Raw genomic sequence first — 19,797 nt, forward strand, 5'->3', positions numbered from 1 at the left:
TCATTCCCGTCTTATGGACACAGCAGCGAGCGCAGCCCGGCCGCTTTGTTGTCAATCTCCTGCCACTCCTGCTGCGCATCGGAGCCGCTGACGATCCCCGCCCCGGCATACAGTCGCAGAGTGTCGTTGTCCACTTTCGCCGAACGCAGCGCCACGCAAAACTCGCTTTGCGCCAGCGACAGATACCCGGCGGAACCGGCGTACCATTCACGGGAAAAAGGTTCATGGCGCTGAATGAATGCCAGCGCCGCCCGCCGCGGCAGGCCGGCCACCGCGGCGGTGGGCTGGAGCTGCAGCAGGCAGCGGCTGTCGTCAGGCTCCGCCAGCTCGGTCCAGATGCAGCGTCGGAGATGCTGCACCTTGCGCAGCCTCACCACCTGCGGCGGCAGAACGTCCAGCGTCGAGGCCTCACTCTGCAGGCGCTGGCAGATATCCTCCACCACCAGCATGTTTTCCCGCTGATTTTTGTCGTCTTTCATCAACCAGTCGGCCAGCTGCTGCGCCTTCGCGTCATCCTGATGATTAGCGACGGTGCCCGCCAGCGCTTCGGTGCGTAGCAGCGCGCCGCGCCGGCGCCACAGCCGCTCCGGCGTGGAGCCGAAAAACGCCTGCCGGGCATTGAACGCCATCAGGAAATGAAAACAGTTAAGATTGCGGCTGCGGCTGGCGGCCATGATACTCACGGCATCCAGCGGGGCGGCAAACTGCAGGTCGGTTGCCCGCGCCAGCACCACTTTATCCATGTCGCCGGCGGCGATGGCCTGCGTCGCCTGGTCTATCATTGCCTGCCACTGGGGATAATCGGAGGAGTGGCGCTCGCTCAGCAGCGGCGGCACGCCGCCAGGGGTCGCCTGGGCGGTGGTCAGGCTGGAGAGAAAATCACCCGCCGTCACGGCATCGTCGCGCAGGGAGAGGTCGCTGTGCAGCACCAGCCGCATCGCGGCCCTGCCGCCGCACCGACGCCACTCCAGACGCGGCAGCACCAGCCGGCCCTGCTGCGGGGCAAACGCATTCAGGCCGCAAATGCGCAGATCCTGCCGCCCGGCCTGGTGTAAAAAGCGGTTTGCGGCGTCGAGCGAGGGAAAGCTTTTTACCGCTCCCAGCGCCGCCAGCTCCTCGTCGCCATTGCGCTGCTGCCAGTAGAACTGCGGCCACTGCGGCTGCTGGCCGCACCATAGCAGCGGATCGAAGGCATCATTCAGCGGAAAGGCAATATCGATAATTCGCGTGCCGGGTGAGTCAGGAAAGGGCTCACTCAGGCCGTCACGTAAACGGGCCAGCGCAGTGGAAACAGACAGCACGCAAACCTCCACGGTAGTAAAACCCCACATTATAAGGGGTTCAACGGCGGAATAGCAGTACCCATGACGAGGGAGCGGGTTTTAACTCCCCCGCTCGCCGGCCCGGAACAAGGTTGGGACGCGAGTGTTCAGGGGTCAGAGAGCGCGGCTTTCCCGCGCCATGCCGATGTGCGGAATGCCATCCTCATCATAGACCTCAGTCACTGGCGTAAAACCGAAGTGGGCGTAAAAGGCTTGCAGATGCGCCTGCGCCCCGAGGTAAATCGCCTTTTGCGGCCAGTGCCGCTGACAGCTGGCCAGCGCCTGCGCCATCAGCTGATGGCCGAGCTTTTCACCGCGCGCGGCGGGGCTGACGATAACCCGGCCAATCACCACCGGATCGTACGTCTCTTCGCTTTTAAGGATCCGCGCATAGGCCACCAGTTCGCCATCGCGCCAGCCGAGCAGATGGCGATTTTCCCCGACCAAATCATCGCCGTCGACATCCTGATAGGCGCACTGCTGCTCCACGACAAAGACTTCGCTGCGCAGCTTCAGCAGCGCATACAGCTGGGGAACGGTAAGTTCACTATGATGGAGATCCTGCCAGGTCATCATCTGCTGCTCCTTATTGATATACTGATACTTTGCGACTCGCCCTGAGGACACTGGACGATGGAATTAACTTTTTTGGGGACATCCGCCGGGGTGCCGACCCGCACGCGTAATATGACGTCGATAATACTCAATTTGCAACAGCCAACCCGCGCCGAAATGTGGTTGTTTGACTGCGGCGAAGGGACCCAGCATCAATTTCTGCATACGCCCCATCATCCTGGCAAACTGAATAAGATCTTTATTACCCATCTGCACGGCGACCATCTGTTCGGCCTGCCCGGCCTGCTGTGCAGCCGCTCGATGCAGGGGAATTCGCTGCCGCTGACGGTCTACGGACCAAAAGGAATAAAGGAATTCATTGACACCGCGCTGCGCCTCAGCGGTTCGTGGACCGATTATCCCCTGACCATCATCGAAGTCGGCCCCGGTCTGGTGTTCGACGAAGAGGGCTATCGGGTCACCGCGTTCCCGCTCAGCCATCCGGTGGAGTGCTACGGGTATCGCATTGAGCAGCATGACAAGCCCGGCGCCCTCGACGCCGCCCAGCTGATTGCCGACGGCGTGCCCCCCGGACCGCTGTTTCACCGGCTTAAGCGCGGTGAACAGGTCACGCTGGCGGATGGCCGGACGATCGACGGCAGCCGCTACCTGGGGCCCGCTACGCCGGGTAAAACGCTGGCCATCTTCGGCGATACCGCCCCCTGCCCGCAGGCGCTGGAAATGGCGCGCGGGGCGGATGTGATGGTGCACGAAACCACGCTGGAGCAGGCGATGGCGGAGAAAGCCAATAGCCGCGGCCACTCTTCCAGTCAGCAGACCGCAGCGCTTGCCAAAGAAGCGGGGGTCGGCACGCTAATCGCCACCCACTTTAGCTCACGCTACGATGCCGAAGGCTGCCTGCGGATGCTGGCGGAATGCCGGGAGATTTTCCCGGACACCCTGCTGGCGGAAGACTTTATGGTCTACAGGGTGGCGTAACATTCCGGGCATAAAAAAACCGCCATTCCGGCGGTTTTTTTATTGAGGCAATCAACTTACATCAGCGGCGTCGCCAGCTGCACGATGCTAATCAACGGCTGCGGCCAGATACCGAGCACCAGCACCAGCAGGGCAGAGATCAGCACCACGATACCGCCCGCGCTGTACTGCCAGTTCGACGGCGCATCACGGTTCAGCTGCTCCGGCGCGCTCAGGTACAAACTCACCGCCACGCGCAGGTAGTAGTAGAGACCGATCGCCGAGCCGACAACCACCGCGGCAACCAGCCACCACAGATGGGCGTGAACACCGACGGCCAGCACGTAGAACTTACCGATAAAGCCGAGCGTCATTGGGATACCGGCCAGGGAGAGCATCATCACCGTCATCACCGCCGACAGGATCGGACGGTGCCAGAACAGACCGCGGTAGGAGAACAGCGAGTCCGCGTCCGGGCCACGGTATGGGCTGGACATCAGGCTGACCACGCCGAACGCGCCGAGGCTGCTGAACAGGTAGCCGGCCAGGTAGACGCCAACGGCTTCCATCGACATTTCGCCGCTTTGCAGGGCGATCAGCGCCACCAGCAGATAGCCGAGGTGGGAGATAGAAGAGTAACCGAGCAGACGTTTGATATTGGTCTGGCTCAGCGCCATCAGGTTACCGAAGATGATAGAGGCGAAGGCGATCAGCCCCAACACCACGCGCACCGCTTCGCTGTTGCCCACCGGCATGTACAGGAACAGACGCATCACCACGCCGAAGATAGCAATCTTGCTGGCGGTCGCCAGGAAGGTGGAGACCGGCGCAGGCGCCCCCTGGTAAACGTCCGGCGTCCACAGGTGGAACGGCACCAGCGACAGCTTAAAGCCAAGACCGACGATCATCAGGCCGAGCCCCGCCAGCAGCAGCGGCTCGTGCAGGGTGTTGTCCGCCAGGCTCTTGCCCAGCGCAAGGAAGGACAGGTTGCCGGAGTTCGCATACACCAGCGCCATACCGAACAGCAGGAAAGAGGAGGCTGCCGCGGAGAGGATGGTGTATTTGATGCTCGCTTCCAGCGAACGCTTCTGGCGGAAGGCGTAGCCGACCAGGCCGAACAGCGGCAAGGAGATTAACTCGATGCCGAGGAACAGCGCCGCCAGATGATTCGCACCGGCCAGCAGAATGCCGCCCAGGGCGGCAATCAACACCAGCAGGTAGAACTCTTCTTTGTTGTCCTTGTAACCCTCAAGCCACGGGTAGGCGAAAGTACAGGTCGCGAGGCTCGCCAGCAGCACCAGCCCGGTATAGAGCATAGCGTAGCCGTCAACGCGGATCAGCGGCGTGACGTCCATCGCCCCGTTCTGGCCGACGAACCAGAGCGAGACCAGCGCGGCGTTAAGCCCGAGAACCGACAGCGTGGCATTGAGAAAATGATTGCGTCGCCACGCAATGGAGAGCATCACAACCACCACCGTCAAGCCGACGATCAGCAGCGGTAGCAGTGCGATCAGTTGTTGTGGAGTTATTGTCATGGCGAATTACGGCCTTGTAGTAGAAACAGAATTAACAAACCACTGCTGAATGTTGCTCATCGCAGCATGCGAGGTGTCGAGGATCGGCTGCGGGAAGAAGCCCAACAGCACCAGCAGCACCACCAGCAGCAGGATGATAGACAGTTCACGCAGGGACATCCCCGGCAGCGCTTTCGCCGCGATTTCGCTTTTCGCTTTACCGAAATAAGCGCGATGCAGCATCGACAGCGAGTAAACGGACGCGAATACCAGACCAAAGGTCGAGATCACGGTGATCACCGGCACCACTTTATAGCTGCCGAAAAGGATCATAAATTCGCCGACGAAGTTACCCGTGCCCGGCATCCCCAGGGTGGCGACGGCGAAGAACATCGACATCGCCGGCAGCCATTTGATTTTGCTCCACAGACCGCCCATCTGACGCATGTCACGGGTATGCAGACGTTCGTACAGCTGGCCGCAGAGAATAAACAGACCCGCCGCGGAGAGACCGTGAGCAATCATCTGGATCACCGCCCCCTGATACGCCAGCTGGCTGCCGGTGTAGATAGCAATCAGCACGAAGCCCATGTGGGACACGGAGGTGTAGGCGATAAGACGTTTGATATCCGTCTGCGCAAAGGCCATCCACGCGCCGTAGAAGATCCCGATCACGCCCAGCCACATCGCGATGGGCGCAAACTCGGCGGAGGCGTTCGGGAACAGCGGCAGCGCAAAGCGCAGCAGACCGTAGGCCGCAGTTTTCAGCAGGATCCCCGCAAGGTCGACGGAACCGGCGGTCGGCGCCTGGGAGTGGGCGTCCGGCAGCCAGCCGTGCAGCGGCACCACCGGCATTTTCACCGCGAAGGCGATGAAGAAGCCGAGCATCAGCAGATATTCCACGCCGTGGGACATCGGGGTTTTCAGTAGCTCTTCATAGTTGAAAGTCCACACGCCGGTGGCGTTGAAGTGGACGAATGCCAGCGCCAGAATGGCAATCAGCATCACCAGGCCGCTCGCCTGGGTATAGATGAAGAACTTGGTGGCCGCCGTGATACGCGTTTTACCATCAGAGGCTTTGTGGCCCCACAGCGCAATCAGGAAGTACATCGGCACCAACATCATTTCCCAGAAGAAGAAGAACAGGAACATGTCGATGGCGAGGAACACGCCGATGACGCCGCCCAGGATCCACATCAGGTTGAGGTGGAAGAAGCCCTGGTATTTTTCGATTTCGCGCCAGGAACAGAGCACCGCCAGCACGCCGAGCAGGCCGGTCAGCACTACCATCAGCAGCGACAGGCCGTCGATCGCCAGATGAATGCTAATGCCGAAGCGTGGGATCCACGGCAGCACGAACTCAGACTGCCACTGCGGAATACCCGCGGATTGCGTCAGAGAATAGCCGCCCTGCATCCACAGCTGCAGGCCAAGCACCAGCGTCAGTCCCATGGTAATCAGCGCGATCCAGCGCGGCACTTTCACGCCAAAGCGTTCGGTCTGCCAGCACAGGAAGCCGCCGATAAAGGGGATTAATATCAACCAAGGCAATAACATGGTGATTTTTATTCCTTATTTAAGTCCGGTTCAGGCTATCTTACTCGTCATAACGAACTCCGGCTGTGCTCACAATCCTCACGTACTTTAGTACGCTTCGATTGCTCCGCGCAGGCGGCGTCCACTTTGACTTCGCCGATAACGCCTGTCCTTTACGACCTGATTTTCAACGAATTCTCACAGAAAATTCACTTCGGTTTGAGGCTTGTTTTGTCAGGTGGAGCTAATGCTAACCCGACCTACGCTCCCGTAGGCCCGGCAAGCACCGCGCCGCCGGGCAACACAAAGGTTCTCAAACTCAACGCAATACCATCAGCAGCGCCAGCACCACCACCGCGCCAATGCTCATTGACGCCACATACCAGCGCAGATAGCCGTTCTCGCTCACCAGCAGGCCTTTACCTGCGAAGCGGGAGAGGAGCGCCGGGATGTTCATCAACGAGTTCAGCGGATCGCTCTTCAGCAGCCAGGCAATGCCGAGGAATGGCTTAACGAAGACTTTGTCGTATAACCAGTCGAAGCCCCAGGCATGGAACCACCAGGTACCGAAGAAGCGGCCAGGCGCGCTGTTGGCGATAGAGGTCACCAGGGTGCGTTTGCCCAGCCACAGCCATGCGGCGATCAGGATGCCGGCAATAGCGATGATCCCGGAGGCAATCTCCAGCGTCATCACGCTGCCGTGCGCCAGTTCAGTGGTCTGCGGTAAGACGCCTTCCAGCGGCGGCACGATCAGCGCGCCAACGAAGGTGGACAGCACCAGCAGCACAATCAGCGGCAGATGATGGGTGATCCCCTTCCCTGCGTGCGCGTGAATTTGCTCTTTACCGTGGAACACAATGAAAATCATGCGGAAGGTGTACAGCGAGGTCATAAAGGCGCCGACCAGGCCCGCCACCATCAGGTTGATATGACCGTTGGCCATCGCCCCCGCCAGGATCTCATCCTTACTGAAGAAGCCTGCGGTAATGAGCGGCAGAGCGGACAGCGCCGCGCCCCCCACCAGGAAGCAGACGTACACCAGCGGAATAGATTTGCGCAGGCCGCCCATCTTGAAGATGTTCTGTTCGTGATGGCAGGCGAGAATCACCGAACCAGACGACAGGAACAGCAGCGCTTTAAAGAACGCGTGAGTCATCAGATGGAAAATCGCCGCGTCCCATGCCTGCACGCCCAGCGCGAGGAACATGTAGCCAATCTGGCTCATCGTGGAGTAAGCGAGAACGCGTTTAATGTCGGTCTGCACCAGCGCGGCGAAGCCCGCCAGCACCAGGGTAACCGCCCCGACGATCCCGACCAGATGCAGCACTTCCGGCGTTATCAGGAACAGACCGTGGGTACGGGCGATCAGGTAGACGCCCGCGGTGACCATGGTCGCGGCGTGGATCAGCGCGGAAACCGGCGTCGGACCCGCCATCGCATCGGCAAGCCACGTTTGCAGCGGCAGCTGGGCGGATTTACCGACCGCGCCGCCGAGCAGCATCAGCGTCGCCCACTGCAGCGTGGTGCTGCCGTTAGCAAAGTGCTGCGGCGCCAGCTCAACCATTTCGCGGAAGTTGAGGGTACCCAGTTCGTTGTAGAGGATGAACAGCGCGAAGGCGAGGAACACGTCGCCGACGCGGGTCACCACAAACGCTTTCATCGCTGCGGCGCCGTTCTTCGGATCGGTGTAGTAGAAGCCGATCAGCAGGTAAGAGCAGAGACCCACCCCTTCCCAACCCAGGTACATCAGCAGCAGGTTGTCGGCCAGTACCAGAACCACCATGCTGGCGATAAACAGGTTGGTGTAGGCGAAGAAGCGGGAGTAGCCCTCTTCACCGCGCATATACCAGGAGGCGAACATGTGGATCAGGAAGCCGACGCCGGTCACCACGGAGAGCATGGTCAGCGACAGGCCGTCCAGCACCAGGTTGAAGCCGATGTTGAAATCCCCTACCGACATCCAGGTCCACAGCGGCACGCTGACCGCCTGTTTGCCGTTAGCGAAAAAGTCGACGCCGACATAGGCGGTGACCAACGCCGCCAGGCCTACCGAGCCCATGCCAACGGTGGCGGAAAGGTTTTCCGACCAGCGCCCGCGGGAGAAGGCCAGCAGCACAAAGCCAATCAATGGCAAAAGAATGGTTAAGGCAAGCATGTTCATCCACGCAACTCACTTACTGAATCGATGTTCAGGTTCTGGCGGCGACGATGGAGCTGCAGCAGCAGCGCCAGACCGATACTCGCTTCCGCAGCCGCAAGGCTGATGGCGAGGATATACATAATCTGACCATCTGCCTGGCCCCAGTAGCTTCCCGCAACCACAAAGGCCAGCGCGGCGGCGTTAATCATGATTTCCAGGCTGATCAACATAAACAGCAGATTGCGGCGGATCACCAGCCCCGTCAGACCAAGCACAAACAGGATGGCCGCGAGGATCAGTCCATGTGTTAAGGGGATCATGCGTGTTCCTCCGTTTTTCTTTTGTCGCTGTCGTTCACGCGGTTGCTCAGCACCTCGCCGGCGCGCTCTTCGCGACCGATGTGGAAGGCGACCACCAGGCCCGCCAGCAGCAGCATGGAGGCCAGCTCCACCGCCAGGACGTACGGCCCAAACAGCGCAATACCCACTTCTTTAGCGTTGATTGCCGCGCCGTCGATACCCTGGTCGTTAATCCCCAGAATGGCGTAAACGATAACCACCAGCAGCACTGCGGAGAGGATGGCCGGGCCAATCCAGATCCCCGGCTGCAGCCATTTGCGTTCCTGTTCGATTTCGCTGCCGCCCAGGTTGAGCATCATCACCACGAAGACGAACAGCACCATAATGGCCCCGGCGTAGACGATAATCTCCAGCGCCCCGGCGAAGTAAGCGCCCAGCGAGAAGAACACCCCGGCAATCGCTAACAGCGAAATGATCAGGTACAGCAGCGCATGCACCGGATTGGTGTGGGTGACGACCCGCAAGGTTGCGAGGATGGCGATCAGGCCACAGATATAAAAAGCGAATTCCATTGCCCTCTCCTTACGGTAACAGGCTCTTGACGTCGATCGGCTTAGCTTCGTTTTCCGCTTCGCCCTTATCTTTGCCGTCGATTGCCATACCCGCCATCCGGTAGAAGTTATATTCCGGGTATTTGCCCGGACCGGAAATCAGCAGATCCTCTTTTTCGTACACCAGATCCTGACGCTTGTATTCACCCAGCTCAAAGTCCGGGGTCAACTGGATCGCCGTGGTCGGGCACGCTTCTTCACACAGACCGCAGAAGATGCAGCGTGAGAAGTTGATGCGGAAGAACTCAGGGTACCAGCGGCCGTCTACCGTCTCTGCTTTCTGCAGCGAAATACAGCCCACCGGGCAGGCTACCGCACACAGGTTACAGGCGACGCAGCGCTCTGCACCGTCCGGATCGCGCGTCAGCACGATGCGGCCGCGATAACGCGGCGGCAAATAGACCGGCTCTTCCGGGTACATCCGGGTTTCACGTTTGGCGAAGGCATGCAGGCCAATCATCCAGATACTCCGGACCTGGGTGCCGAACCCCACCAATAATTCTTTTAAGGTCATGTTCAATTCACCCCTTATTGCGCCTGCCAGAGAATGACAGCCGCCGTTACCAACAAGTTGACCAGCGTTAACGGCAGGCATACCTTCCAGCCAAAGGACATTACCTGGTCATAGCGCGGACGCGGTAATGATGCGCGGATCAAAATGAACATCATCATGAAGAACGCGGTTTTCAGCGCGAACCAGATGAAAGGAGGTAACCACGGGCCATTCCAGCCGCCGAAGAACAGCGTGACGATCAGCGCTGAAACGGTGACGATACCGATGTATTCACCCACGAAGAACAGACCGAACTTCATGCCGGAGTATTCAATGTGGTAACCATCGGCCAGCTCCTGCTCCGCTTCCGGCTGGTCGAACGGGTGACGGTGACACACCGCCACGCCGGCGATGGCGAACGTCACGAAGCCGAAGAACTGCGGGATAACGTTCCACAGATGCGCCTGGTTGTTGACGATATCGGTCATATTGAATGACCCCGCCTGCGCCACCACGCCCATCAGGGAGAGGCCGAGGAACACTTCGTAGCTTAGGGTCTGCGCGGAAGCACGCATCGCCCCCAGCAGGGAGTATTTGTTGTTGCTCGACCAACCGGCGAACAGCACCGCGTAAACCGCCAGGCCTGCCATCATCAGGAAGAACAGGATCCCGATGTTCAGGTCAGCCACCACCCACGTCGGGCTGACCGGCACGATAGCGAAGGCCAGCAGCAGCGAGGTAAAGGCGATAACCGGCGCCAGAGTAAAGATCACGCGATCGGAAAAGCGCGGGATCCAGTCCTCTTTAAAGAACATCTTGATCATGTCGGCGACCAGCTGCAGCGAACCGCCCCAGCCCACCCGGTTTGGCCCGTAGCGGTTCTGGAACAGACCGAGCAGACGACGCTCGCCGAAGCTCATGAACGCGCCGCAGGTGACCACCACCAGCAGAATGACCACGGCCTTCAGGATGCTTAACAGAATGTCGATAAGATCCGGCGTTAACCAGCTCATGCTTTCGCCTCCTGCAGTGAATCAATACGCGATCCGGTCAGTACCGGCGCAATGCCCGGCATGCCCATCGGTAAGCCAACCTGCCCTGCGGTCAGACCTTCAGAGATAACCAGCGGCAGACGCAGGGTCTGGCCTTCCACGCTAAAGGAGAGCATCGCCCCGGCGTTGACGCCAAGCTTCGCGGCATCCGCCGGGTTCAGCTTGATGTACGGCTCAGGCATCCGGCTCTGGAACACCGGCGCGCGCTGTGACAACTCATCGCTGCCAAACAGGTGATAATAAGGTGCGATACGCCATTTCCCCTCTTCCGCCTGGAAGCTGGCCGGCACCGCCGTGAAGTATTCCAGCCCGCTGGCGGAAGCTTCAAACAGGCGGACGCCCGGATCGCCATGGCGCAGTTTCCCGCCCACTTCATCCTGGAACTTGTTCCATGCCTGCGGGGAGTTCCAGCCCGGCGCCCAGGCGAACGGGATCTGCGAACGCGGGGCAGACGGCTGGTTGTTCCCTTCCATGGAGAAGGCGAACATCGTGTCTTTATCCTGCGGCTGACGCGGCTCGTGGACGCTGATGTTAGCGCGCATCGCCGTGCGGCCGCTGTAGCGGTGCGGTTCACGCGCCAGTTTCTGCCCACGAATGCGGAAGGTCGCATCCGGCGCGGCATCTTTTATGCCCGCCAGCTGCGGCAGTGCGGCAATCGCGGCATCGATAACGTGGTCCAGCTGCGTCCAGTCAACCTGACGGTTGTTAACGGTGCTGTGCAGAGAATGCAGCCAGCGCCAGCTTTCCAGCATCACGGTTTTCGCGTCGTAGTAGGCCGGGTCGTAGACCTGGAAGAAACGCTGGGCGCGGCCTTCGTTGTTCACCACGGTACCGTCGCTTTCCGCAAAGCTTGCTGCGGAGAGCACCAGGTGCGCTTTGTCCATAATCGCCGAGCGCTGATGGTCAACCACCATCACCAGCGGCGCTTTGGAGAGCGCTGCGTCGACGCGGGCGGCGGAAGCATGACGGTGAAGGTCGTTTTCCAGCACGATAACTGCGTCTGCGGCGCCGCTTTCCAGTTCGTCGAGCGCCTCCTCGAGCGAGCCGCCGCCGATCATACCCAGACCGACGCTGTTCACCGCGCGGGCAACCATGGTCACGCCGACGTCGGCGCCACGGCCTTTCAGAGCTTTCGCCACGTTAGCAGCGGCCTGGATGATCTCCATGCTGCCGGCGTTGGTCCCGGAAATAATCAGTGGTTTTTTCGCCCCGGCCAGCGCCTGGACGATGACATCGACTTTACCCTGCAGTTCGCGGCTCAGGCCGTCAACCGCCGGCGCGCTGTCGTCCAGCGCATGGGCGATGGCGAAGCCGAGACGCGCCTGATCTTCTACCGGCGCGCGGTAGGTCCACGCGGCGATGTCATCCAGGCGGGTGTCATCGATGTTGGTGACGAATAGCGGGTGCTTGGCGCGCTGGCCGATGTTGAGGATCGCCGCAATCTGCCAGTCGGCCACTTTCTGTGCCGCCGCCATTTCGCGTGCTTTCCCTTTCACCGCCTGACGCACCGCCAGCGCGACGCGCGCGCCGGTCTGGGTAATGTCTTCGCCCAGCACCAGTACCGCGTCGTAGGATTCGATATCGCGCAGGCTTGGGGTGTGGATCCCACCTTCGCGCAGCACTTTCAGCATCATCTGTAGGCGCGCTTGTTCGCCTTTGGCGATGCCGGTATAGAAGTTGTCGGCGCCCACCAGCTCGCGCAGCGCGAAGTTGCTTTCAATGCTGGCGCGCGGGGAGCCGATGCCGATCACTTTCTTCGACTGGCGCAGAATATCCGCCGCGCCCTGCATCGCCTGCTCGGCGTTGAGGGTAATCAGATCGTCGCCGCGGCGCTGAACCGGCTGACGTGGACGGTCTTTCAGGTTCACATAGCCATAGCCGAAACGACCGCGGTCGCAGAGGAAGTAGCGGTTAACGGTCCCGTTATAGCGGTTTTCGATACGACGCAGCTCGCCATAGCGTTCGCCTGGGCTGATGTTGCAGCCAATGGAACACTGCTGGCAGATGCTCGGCGCAAACTGCATGTCCCACTTACGGTTATAACGCTCGGAGTGCGTTTTATCGGTGAAGACGCCGGTCGGGCAGACTTCCACCAGGTTGCCGGAGAATTCGCTCTCCAGGGTGCCATCTTCCGGGCGGCCGAAGTAGACGTTGTCGTGGGCGCCATAGACGCCCAGATCGGTGCCGTCGGCATAATCTTTGTAGTAGCGCACGCAGCGGTAGCAGGCGATGCAGCGGTTCATTTCGTGAGAAATAAACGGCCCCAGATCCTGGTTGCGGTGGGTACGCTTGGTAAAACGATAGCGGCGGAAGCTATGGCCGGTCATCACCGTCATATCCTGCAGGTGGCAGTTGCCGCCCTCTTCGCAGACCGGGCAGTCGTGCGGGTGGTTGGTCATCAGCCACTCCACCACGCTTTCGCGGAACTGCTTCGCTTCGCCGTCGTCGATAGAAATAAAGGTGCCGTCGGATGCCGGAGTCATACAGGACATCACCAGGCGACCACGCGTGTCTTCCGCGTTCTGATATTGCTTCACCGCACACTGGCGGCAAGCACCGACGCTCCCTAGCGCCGGGTGCCAGCAAAAGTAGGGAATATCAAGCCCAAGAGAGAGACAAGCCTCCAGCAGGTTGTCCGCTCCGTTGACCTCGTATTCTTTGCCGTCTACATGAATCGTAGCCATTAGCGTGCTTCCAAAAATAAAAAAACCTTTAGATTACCAGCGCGTCTTAAGCAGGTTCGGCTGAATCCCGTTGATTGCATGGGTATTGCTGAACTGCTGCTTAATGCCAGCCTCGAATTCTTCGCGGAAATATTTAATCGCGCTCTGCAGCGGCTCAACCGCGCCCGGCGCGTGCGCGCAGAAGGTTTTACCCGGGCCCAGGAATCGACACAGTTGCTCAAGCGTTTCGATATCGCCAGGCTGACCTTCGCCGCGCTCCAGGGCGCGCAGGATCTTCACGCTCCACGGCAGACCATCGCGGCACGGCGTACACCAGCCACAGGACTCGCGGGCAAAGAACTCTTCGAGGTTGCGCACCAGCGAGACCATGTTGATCTCGTGGTCAACGGCCATCGCCAGCGAGGTGCCCAGACGGCTGCCCGCTTTACCAATGCTTTCGAACTCCATCGGCAGATCGAGGTGCGCTTCGGTGAGGAAGTCGGTCCCTGCCCCACCCGGCTGCCAGGCTTTAAACTTCAGGCCATCGCGCATACCGCCGGCGTAATCTTCCAGGATCTCGCGGGCAGTGGTGCCGAACGGCAGCTCCCAGACGCCCGGGTTCTTCACGCGGCCGGAGAAGCCCATCAGCTTGGTGCCGGCATCTTTACTGGTGGAGATGTTCTGGTACCACTCGACGCCGTTAGCCAGAATCGCCGGCACGTTGCACAGGGTTTCCACGTTGTTGACGCAGGTCGGCTTACCCCACACGCCGGAGCTCGCCGGGAACGGCGGCTTGGAGCGCGGGTTAGCGCGGCGGCCTTCCAGGGAGTTGATCAGCGCCGTCTCTTCGCCGCAGATATAGCGTCCTGCCCCGGTGTGGACAAACAGCTCGAAGTCAAAACCAGTGCCGAGGATATTTTTCCCCAGCAGGCCCGCCTCGGTGGCTTCGGCAATCGCGCGGCGCAGATGCTGGGCCGCTTCGATATACTCACCGCGCAGGAAGATGTAGCCGCGATAAGCCTTCAGCGCAAAGGCGGAGATCAGCATGCCTTCCACCAGCAGGTGCGGGAGCTGCTCCATCAGCAGGCGGTCTTTATAGGTGCCCGGCTCCATCTCATCGGCGTTACACAGCAGGTAACGGATGTTCATGGATTCGTCTTTCGGCATCAGGCTCCACTTCAGACCGGTGGAGAAGCCCGCGCCGCCGCGCCCTTTCAGGCCAGCGTCTTTTACCGCCGTGACGATCTCGTCCGGCGCCATGCCGGTCAGCGCTTTTCGCGCCCCTTCATAGCCATTTTTGCTGCGATACTCGTCCAGCCAGACCGGCTGCTTGTCGTCGCGCAGGCGCCAGGTGAGCGGATGCGTTTCCGCAGTACGAATTACGGTTTTCATTTGTACTGCTCCAGCAGGTCAGGAATTGCCTCCGGCGTCAGATGGCTGTGAGTGTCCTCATCAATCATCATGGTCGGTCCCTTGTCGCAGTTGCCCAGGCAGCAGGTCGGCAGCAGGGTAAAGCGGCCATCAAAGGTGGTCTGCCCTGGCTTGATGTTCAGCTTCTTCTCGATGGCGGCCTGAATCCCCTGATAGCCGGTAATGTGACACACCACGCTGTCGCAGTAGCGGATCACGTGACGGCCAACCGGCTGGCGGAAAATCTGGCTGTAGAACGTCGCCACGCCTTCGACGTCGCTGGCCGGGATGCCCAGCACATCGGCAATGGCGTAGATCGCGCCATCCGGCACCCAGCCGCGCTGTTTCTGAACGATTTTCAGCGCTTCGATGGACGCCGCACGCGGGTCTTCGTAGTGGTGCTTCTCGTGCTCAATAGCCTCACGCTCTGCCGCACTCAGCTCAAAAGCCTCGGTTTGTGGTTGTTGATTCTCGTGCATAATTAGCGGTCCACGTCTGACATAACAAAATCGATACTACCCAGATAGACGATCAGGTCGGATACCAGGCTGCCGCGGATCGCCGACGGGATCTGCTGCAGGTGCGCAAAGCTCGGCGTGCGGACGCGGGTACGGTAGCTCATGGTGCTGCCGTCGCTGGTCAGGTAGTAACTGTTAATCCCCTTGGTCGCCTCAATCATCTGGAAGGATTCGTTGGCCGGCATGACCGGGCCCCACGATACCTGCAGGAAGTGGGTGATCAGGGTTTCGATATGCTGCAGCGTGCGCTCTTTCGGCGGCGGCGTTGTCAGCGGGTGATCCGCTTTGAACGGCCCTTCCGGCATATTGTCGAGGCACTGCTGAAGAATGCGCAGGCTCTGGCGCAGCTCTTCGACTTTCAGCATCACGCGGGTGTAGCAGTCAGAGACGCCGCCCCCGGTCGGGACTTCGAAGTCGAAGTTTTCATAGCCAGAATAAGGACGCCATTTACGCACGTCGAAGCCGATACCGGTGGCGCGCAGGCCTGCGCCGGTGGTGCCCCACTCCAGCGCCTCTTTAGCGGTATAGGCTGCCACGCCGACGGAACGGCCCTTCAGAATGGTGTTGCGCAGGGCGGCTTTTTCATAGGAGTCCAGACGCTTCGGCATCCACTCGAGGAACTCACGCAGCAGACGATCCCAGCCGCGCGGCAGATCGTGCGCGACGCCGCCGATGCGGAACCACGCCGGGTGCATACGGAAACCGGTGATCGCTTCCACCAGATCGTAGATTTTCTGCCGATCGGTAAAGGCGAAGAAGACCGGGGTCATCGCGCCGACGTCCTGAATAAAGGTAGAGATATACAGCAGGTGGCTGTTGATGCGGAACAGTTCGGAGAGCATTACGCGGATCACGTTGACGCGATCCGGCACGGTGATCCCGGCCAGTTTTTCCACGGCCAGCACGTACGGCATCTCGTTGACGCAGCCGCCAAGGTATTCGATACGGTCGGTGTACGGGATGTAGCTGTGCCAGGACTGGCGCTCGCCCATCTTCTCGGCGCCGCGGTGGTGGTAACCGATGTCCGGCACGCAGTCGACGATCTCTTCGCCATCCAGCTGCAGAATAATGCGGAACGCACCGTGCGCGGAGGGGTGGTTCGGACCGAGGTTGAGGAACATGAAGTCCTCGTTGTCGGTGCCGCGCTTCATGCCCCACTCTTCCGGTTTGAAAGTCAGCGCTTCCATCTCCAGATCCTGCTTGGCTTTGGTCAGCTCAAACGGATCGAATTCGGTGGCGCGCGCCGGGTAGTCTTTACGCAGCGGGTGACCTTCCCAGGTCGGCGGCATCATGATGCGACGCAGATTCGGGTGGCCATCGAAGGTAATACCAAACATTTCCCAGGTTTCACGCTCATACCAGTTGGCGTTGGGGAACAGTTTGGTGAAGGTCGGCAGATGCAGATCGTTTTCAGACAGCGCCACCTTGAGCATGATGTCGCGGTTGCGGTCGATGGAAATCAGGTGATAGAAAACGGAAAAATCCGCGGCGGGCAGGCCATCGCGGTGCGTGCGCAGACGTTCGTCCATGCCGTGCAGGTCAAACAGCATCACGTAAGGCTTCGGCAATTTCTTCAGGAAATCACCCACCTCAAGCAGCTGCTCGCGCTTGACCCATACCACCGGTACGCCGGTACGGGTTGGCTGAACGGTAAAGGCATCCGGCCCAAAGCGGTTGCGCAGTTCGCCGATCACCGGGTCATCAAGGTGATCGCGGGTTTGCCAGGCTGGTGCGGCGTCATGCGCGGTTAAATCGGTCATATTGTTCACCATTGCAAAAGGTCCGTGGTGACTGCCGGGCGAGACTTCGCGCTGTTGTAGATTGATTTGCGAAGTGGTTCTCCCGCCCGCAGGCGCAAATTAAATCTCGTCCGGCGTCCGCAGATTGGTCACTGCAATACGTTCGCCGCGTTTACGCTCGCGTTCCGACTGCATATTGGCGCGATAGACGCCCTGATCGCCAACCACCCATGAGAGCGGACGACGTTCTTTACCAATGGACTCCTGCAGCAGCATCAGCGCCTGCATATAGGCCTCCGGACGCGGCGGGCAGCCCGGGATGTACACATCGACCGGAATAAACTTATCCACGCCCTGGACGACGGAATAGATGTCGTACATGCCGCCGGAGTTCGCGCAGGCGCCCATGGAAATCACCCACTTCGGCTCCAGCATCTGATCATAGAGACGCTGAATCACCGGCGCCATTTTGGTGAAGCAGGTTCCGGCGACCACCATCAGGTCCGCCTGACGCGGAGAGGCGCGCAGAACTTCGGCCCCAAAGCGCGCAACGTCATGCACCGCAGTGAATGACGTCACCATTTCCACATAACAGCAAGAAAGGCCGAAGTTATACGGCCAAATTGAGTTCTTACGGCCCCAGTTCACCATGTCATGCAGCGCGTGTTCGAGTTTCCCCATATACACGCTTTTGTTGACTTCCTGCTCCAGGGGGTCGGTAACGATCTCCTGTTTCTGCAGGGGGTAACGGTCGTTCTCACCGTTAGGATCTATGCGGGTGAGCGTATAATCCATCTTATTGCCTCGCTTTTACTGCATATGACGGTTAGTGGGACTGTCTGTTTCCGGGTTAACCAGCGTGCGACGGGAACGCGCAGGCGTCCAGTCCAGTGCGCCGATGCGAACGAGATAAACCAGGCCAGCCAGTAGCACTAAAATGAAAATTGCGGCTTCCACAAAGCCGACCCAGCCGCTCTCGCGGATGGAGGTCGACCATGCGTAGAGATACAGGGCTTCCACGTCGAAGATCACGAAGAACATGGCAACCAGATAAAACTTCGCAGAAAGACGTAAGCGGGCCGAACCAACGGAGTCGATCCCCGATTCAAACGGCGTGTTTTTGCTTCGCGCGCGCGCGCGACCGCCAAGGTACCAGCCGCCGACGAGCATCAGGCAGCACAGACCGATAGCGATGATGAGAAATATAGCGAATGCCCAGTGATGAGCGATGACTTCAGTGGATGTTGACATACGCATTGCTTAACCAAAAAAGTGTAGCGCCAAAACCCTCTGCTCTTACTGGCAGATGAACGCCACAGCGTTTCACGGGAGGAATAAAAAATAACCGTGCAAAAAAGCGTCCCTGGAAGATGTGAGAAGCCCAGATGCCGTGGCTTTTTACCCCTTTCTTTAACCTTTTGTCAACTTTAACAAAAGTTTTCATAACATTAATTTACATTGGAATCTTTTCATTAACATTAAATGCCCTTTTATGCGAAATAACCTTGCATACTGTTCGGTTTTAGTGTTGTTGAATCGTGTCCGTTTCCGTCGTAAATCAAAAATCCCTGCTATTTTGACAGGATTTAGCCTCGATTCCTCCCCCCAAAGAGGGGTATTTTCTTGATCTGCGACACGGTTTTGTTAATTACCCCAGAAAATCGGCAACAATCCATCCGGTTTTTTAACATTAGCAGGAAGTGTTGAAAGTGCAGGAAAAAGTCGACAAGGTGAGCGTCCGGTCACGCCAATATGCTGATTTTTCTGCAAAGAAATAAAAAAAAGATTCAAAACATCAATAAGAGTGCAAAAAAAAGAGCCACCAGACGAGAAACCCACCCCTGAGGCTCTTTTTGGACACTTACATTCTGTTACCAGTTTTTGTGATCTTTGTTAGCAAAATAACCTCACAAAATGAAGGTGCTTCCTCCCTCTTCCGGAGTAAGTACCGGCCCCGCGCGCCAGGGATCGCTCTCCTGGCTCAGAGACTGAAAAATCGCCTGCGGTAGTTCGCTCACCGTCTGCGGATTGCAGCTGACGACGTACCGGGTATCCGGCAGGACCGGCAGGCCATCGCTAATGCCGGCCACGCGCAAATCCGGGCTCATCATTTCGACCGGACGCGCGGTGACCCCCAGCCCGGCTTTCACTGCCGCTTTCACCCCGGAGAGCGACGAGGCGCCGTGGGCCAGATGCCAGGAGACGCGAGCAGCCTCCAGCGCGGCGATGATGTCCTCACGGAACGGGCCAGGCTCTTCGAGCAGGATCAGGGGGATCGATTCCCCTTTCGCCAGCACGTAGTCCGCCGCACAGTACCAGAGGGTAGGCGACGTTCTCAGCGTGAAAGCGGTAAAACCGGGAAGCTGATGGGTGGTTAATGCCAGATCGACCTCTCCCCCGCTCAGCATCGCCATGATGACGGCGTGGGGATGGACTTTAATCTCCAGCGTCATTCTGGGATAGAAGCAGCCGATGCGGTTTAACAGAAACGGCAGGATAGTATCAGCGGTTTCTTCCGACGCGCCGATGGTCAGTCCCCCCTGCAGACTGCCATACATCAGCGACATGCAGGCTTCATCGTTAAAGCGCAGGATTTTGCGGGCATAGCCCAGCAGCTGGATGCCCTGCTCGGTCAGCAGTTTATTGCGTCCGTGACGAGCGAAAAGCTCCTTGCCAACCAGCTGCTCCAGGCGTTGCATTTGCTGGCTGACCGCGGACTGGGTACGGCACACTGCGGCGGCGGCGGCGGCGAAGGTGTTCAAATCAGCGACGGCTACAAAGGTGCGCAGCAGATCGAGATCGAGGTTGAGTATCGGACGTGTTGTATTAATCATCTTTCTTCACTTACAGGTGGCTAACGCTGACCTGCCTTGTTGATGCTTTACGCCAGGTTTCCGGCTATTCCCTGAGCCTTGTGCTCACCGTCAGATGGCGGATAAACAACTGGACGAACGTTATTACATGCCA

General features: G+C 59.2%; 17 protein-coding genes. 1 reads left to right on the top strand and 16 read right to left on the bottom strand.

Annotation, left to right across the window (positions count from 1 at the left end):
* Positions 1–11: 11 nt before the first annotated feature.
* Together menF and L2I46_RS10760 are read right to left on the bottom strand one after the other, a co-directional pair.
* Complete coding sequence (gene menF, locus L2I46_RS10755) at positions 12–1,301, bottom strand: isochorismate synthase MenF (RefSeq protein WP_236947856.1); 1,290 nt, start codon at positions 1,299–1,301, stop codon at positions 12–14.
* A gap of 135 nt (positions 1,302–1,436) precedes the next feature.
* Positions 1,437–1,898: a GNAT family N-acetyltransferase gene (locus L2I46_RS10760; RefSeq protein ID WP_032428946.1), complete on the bottom strand. Its 462-nt coding sequence runs from the start codon at positions 1,896–1,898 to the stop codon at positions 1,437–1,439.
* 57 nt (positions 1,899–1,955) lie between these two features.
* Here L2I46_RS10760 and rnz point away from each other — a divergent pair, with 57 nt between their 5' ends.
* The gene (gene rnz / locus L2I46_RS10765; RefSeq protein WP_032453590.1) at positions 1,956–2,876 is read left to right on the top strand and encodes a ribonuclease Z; all 921 of its coding nucleotides are present in this window, start codon (positions 1,956–1,958) and stop codon (positions 2,874–2,876) included.
* Between the two features lie 56 nt (positions 2,877–2,932).
* On the opposite strand, the gene nuoN is transcribed toward rnz, so the two are convergent.
* The 14 genes from nuoN to L2I46_RS10835 form a co-directional block, all read right to left on the bottom strand.
* The gene (nuoN, locus tag L2I46_RS10770) at positions 2,933–4,390 is read right to left on the bottom strand and encodes an NADH-quinone oxidoreductase subunit NuoN (protein WP_004201737.1); all 1,458 of its coding nucleotides are present in this window, start codon (positions 4,388–4,390) and stop codon (positions 2,933–2,935) included.
* Between the two features lie 6 nt (positions 4,391–4,396).
* Positions 4,397–5,926, bottom strand: a complete 1,530-nt coding sequence (gene nuoM, locus L2I46_RS10775) for an NADH-quinone oxidoreductase subunit M (RefSeq protein ID WP_004201738.1) — start codon at positions 5,924–5,926, stop codon at positions 4,397–4,399.
* A gap of 298 nt (positions 5,927–6,224) precedes the next feature.
* Positions 6,225–8,066 carry an NADH-quinone oxidoreductase subunit L gene (gene nuoL / locus L2I46_RS10780; protein WP_236947857.1) on the bottom strand — a complete coding sequence of 614 codons (1,842 nt, stop codon included), beginning with the start codon at positions 8,064–8,066 and terminating at the stop codon, positions 6,225–6,227.
* Complete coding sequence (gene nuoK, locus L2I46_RS10785; RefSeq protein WP_002913148.1) at positions 8,063–8,365, bottom strand: NADH-quinone oxidoreductase subunit NuoK; 303 nt, start codon at positions 8,363–8,365, stop codon at positions 8,063–8,065. Before nuoK ends, nuoL begins: the two co-directional genes overlap by 4 nt.
* Entirely contained in the window at positions 8,362–8,916 is a 555-nt protein-coding gene (nuoJ, locus tag L2I46_RS10790) for an NADH-quinone oxidoreductase subunit J (RefSeq protein ID WP_004201743.1), read from the bottom strand. Before nuoJ ends, nuoK begins: the two co-directional genes overlap by 4 nt.
* Positions 8,917–8,926: 10 nt before the next feature.
* Positions 8,927–9,469: an NADH-quinone oxidoreductase subunit NuoI gene (gene nuoI / locus L2I46_RS10795; protein ID WP_002913152.1), complete on the bottom strand. Its 543-nt coding sequence runs from the start codon at positions 9,467–9,469 to the stop codon at positions 8,927–8,929.
* A gap of 14 nt (positions 9,470–9,483) precedes the next feature.
* Positions 9,484–10,461 carry an NADH-quinone oxidoreductase subunit NuoH gene (gene nuoH, locus L2I46_RS10800; protein ID WP_002913156.1) on the bottom strand — a complete coding sequence of 326 codons (978 nt, stop codon included), beginning with the start codon at positions 10,459–10,461 and terminating at the stop codon, positions 9,484–9,486.
* Positions 10,458–13,184, bottom strand: coding sequence for an NADH-quinone oxidoreductase subunit NuoG (gene nuoG, locus L2I46_RS10805; RefSeq protein WP_236947858.1), 2,727 nt, complete (start codon positions 13,182–13,184; stop codon positions 10,458–10,460). The genes nuoH and nuoG overlap by 4 nt, the downstream gene beginning before the upstream one ends.
* Before the next feature lie 33 nt (positions 13,185–13,217).
* Positions 13,218–14,555, bottom strand: a complete 1,338-nt coding sequence (nuoF, locus tag L2I46_RS10810; protein WP_002913158.1) for an NADH-quinone oxidoreductase subunit NuoF — start codon at positions 14,553–14,555, stop codon at positions 13,218–13,220.
* The gene (gene nuoE, locus L2I46_RS10815) at positions 14,552–15,052 is read right to left on the bottom strand and encodes an NADH-quinone oxidoreductase subunit NuoE (RefSeq protein ID WP_002913160.1); all 501 of its coding nucleotides are present in this window, start codon (positions 15,050–15,052) and stop codon (positions 14,552–14,554) included. Before nuoE ends, nuoF begins: the two co-directional genes overlap by 4 nt.
* 2 nt (positions 15,053–15,054) lie before the next feature.
* Positions 15,055–16,863, bottom strand: coding sequence for an NADH-quinone oxidoreductase subunit C/D (gene nuoC / locus L2I46_RS10820; RefSeq protein ID WP_004201746.1), 1,809 nt, complete (start codon positions 16,861–16,863; stop codon positions 15,055–15,057).
* A gap of 87 nt (positions 16,864–16,950) precedes the next feature.
* A complete protein-coding gene (nuoB, locus tag L2I46_RS10825) occupies positions 16,951–17,625 on the bottom strand; it encodes an NADH-quinone oxidoreductase subunit NuoB (protein ID WP_002913178.1) in 675 nt (224 codons plus the stop codon).
* A gap of 15 nt (positions 17,626–17,640) precedes the next feature.
* Entirely contained in the window at positions 17,641–18,087 is a 447-nt protein-coding gene (gene nuoA, locus L2I46_RS10830) for an NADH-quinone oxidoreductase subunit NuoA (RefSeq protein ID WP_002913181.1), read from the bottom strand.
* 650 nt (positions 18,088–18,737) lie between these two features.
* Positions 18,738–19,664, bottom strand: coding sequence for a LysR family transcriptional regulator (locus tag L2I46_RS10835; protein WP_086075473.1), 927 nt, complete (start codon positions 19,662–19,664; stop codon positions 18,738–18,740).
* Between the last annotated feature and the right edge of the window lie 133 nt (positions 19,665–19,797).

The sequence above is a fragment of the Klebsiella sp. 2019SCSN059 genome (assembly GCF_021739525.1).
Taxonomy (GTDB): domain Bacteria; phylum Pseudomonadota; class Gammaproteobacteria; order Enterobacterales; family Enterobacteriaceae; genus Klebsiella; species Klebsiella quasipneumoniae.

What these genes read in the sequence shown, in the direction of transcription:
- L2I46_RS10760 (WP_032428946.1), bottom strand. Translation starts at nt 1,898, where the DNA reads ATGATGACCTGGCAGGATCTCCATCATAGTGAACTTACCGTTCCCCAG.
- rnz (WP_032453590.1), top strand. Translation starts at nt 1,956, where the DNA reads ATGGAATTAACTTTTTTGGGGACATCCGCCGGGGTGCCGACCCGCACG.
- nuoN (WP_004201737.1), bottom strand. Translation starts at nt 4,390, where the DNA reads ATGACAATAACTCCACAACAACTGATCGCACTGCTACCGCTGCTGATC.
- nuoM (WP_004201738.1), bottom strand. Translation starts at nt 5,926, where the DNA reads ATGTTATTGCCTTGGTTGATATTAATCCCCTTTATCGGCGGCTTCCTG.
- nuoL (WP_236947857.1), bottom strand. Translation starts at nt 8,066, where the DNA reads ATGAACATGCTTGCCTTAACCATTCTTTTGCCATTGATTGGCTTTGTG.
- nuoK (WP_002913148.1), bottom strand. Translation starts at nt 8,365, where the DNA reads ATGATCCCCTTAACACATGGACTGATCCTCGCGGCCATCCTGTTTGTG.
- nuoJ (WP_004201743.1), bottom strand. Translation starts at nt 8,916, where the DNA reads ATGGAATTCGCTTTTTATATCTGTGGCCTGATCGCCATCCTCGCAACC.
- nuoI (WP_002913152.1), bottom strand. Translation starts at nt 9,469, where the DNA reads ATGACCTTAAAAGAATTATTGGTGGGGTTCGGCACCCAGGTCCGGAGT.
- nuoH (WP_002913156.1), bottom strand. Translation starts at nt 10,461, where the DNA reads ATGAGCTGGTTAACGCCGGATCTTATCGACATTCTGTTAAGCATCCTG.
- nuoG (WP_236947858.1), bottom strand. Translation starts at nt 13,184, where the DNA reads ATGGCTACGATTCATGTAGACGGCAAAGAATACGAGGTCAACGGAGCG.
- nuoF (WP_002913158.1), bottom strand. Translation starts at nt 14,555, where the DNA reads ATGAAAACCGTAATTCGTACTGCGGAAACGCATCCGCTCACCTGGCGC.
- nuoE (WP_002913160.1), bottom strand. Translation starts at nt 15,052, where the DNA reads ATGCACGAGAATCAACAACCACAAACCGAGGCTTTTGAGCTGAGTGCG.
- nuoC (WP_004201746.1), bottom strand. Translation starts at nt 16,863, where the DNA reads ATGGTGAACAATATGACCGATTTAACCGCGCATGACGCCGCACCAGCC.
- nuoB (WP_002913178.1), bottom strand. Translation starts at nt 17,625, where the DNA reads ATGGATTATACGCTCACCCGCATAGATCCTAACGGTGAGAACGACCGT.
- nuoA (WP_002913181.1), bottom strand. Translation starts at nt 18,087, where the DNA reads ATGCGTATGTCAACATCCACTGAAGTCATCGCTCATCACTGGGCATTC.
- L2I46_RS10835 (WP_086075473.1), bottom strand. Translation starts at nt 19,664, where the DNA reads ATGATTAATACAACACGTCCGATACTCAACCTCGATCTCGATCTGCTG.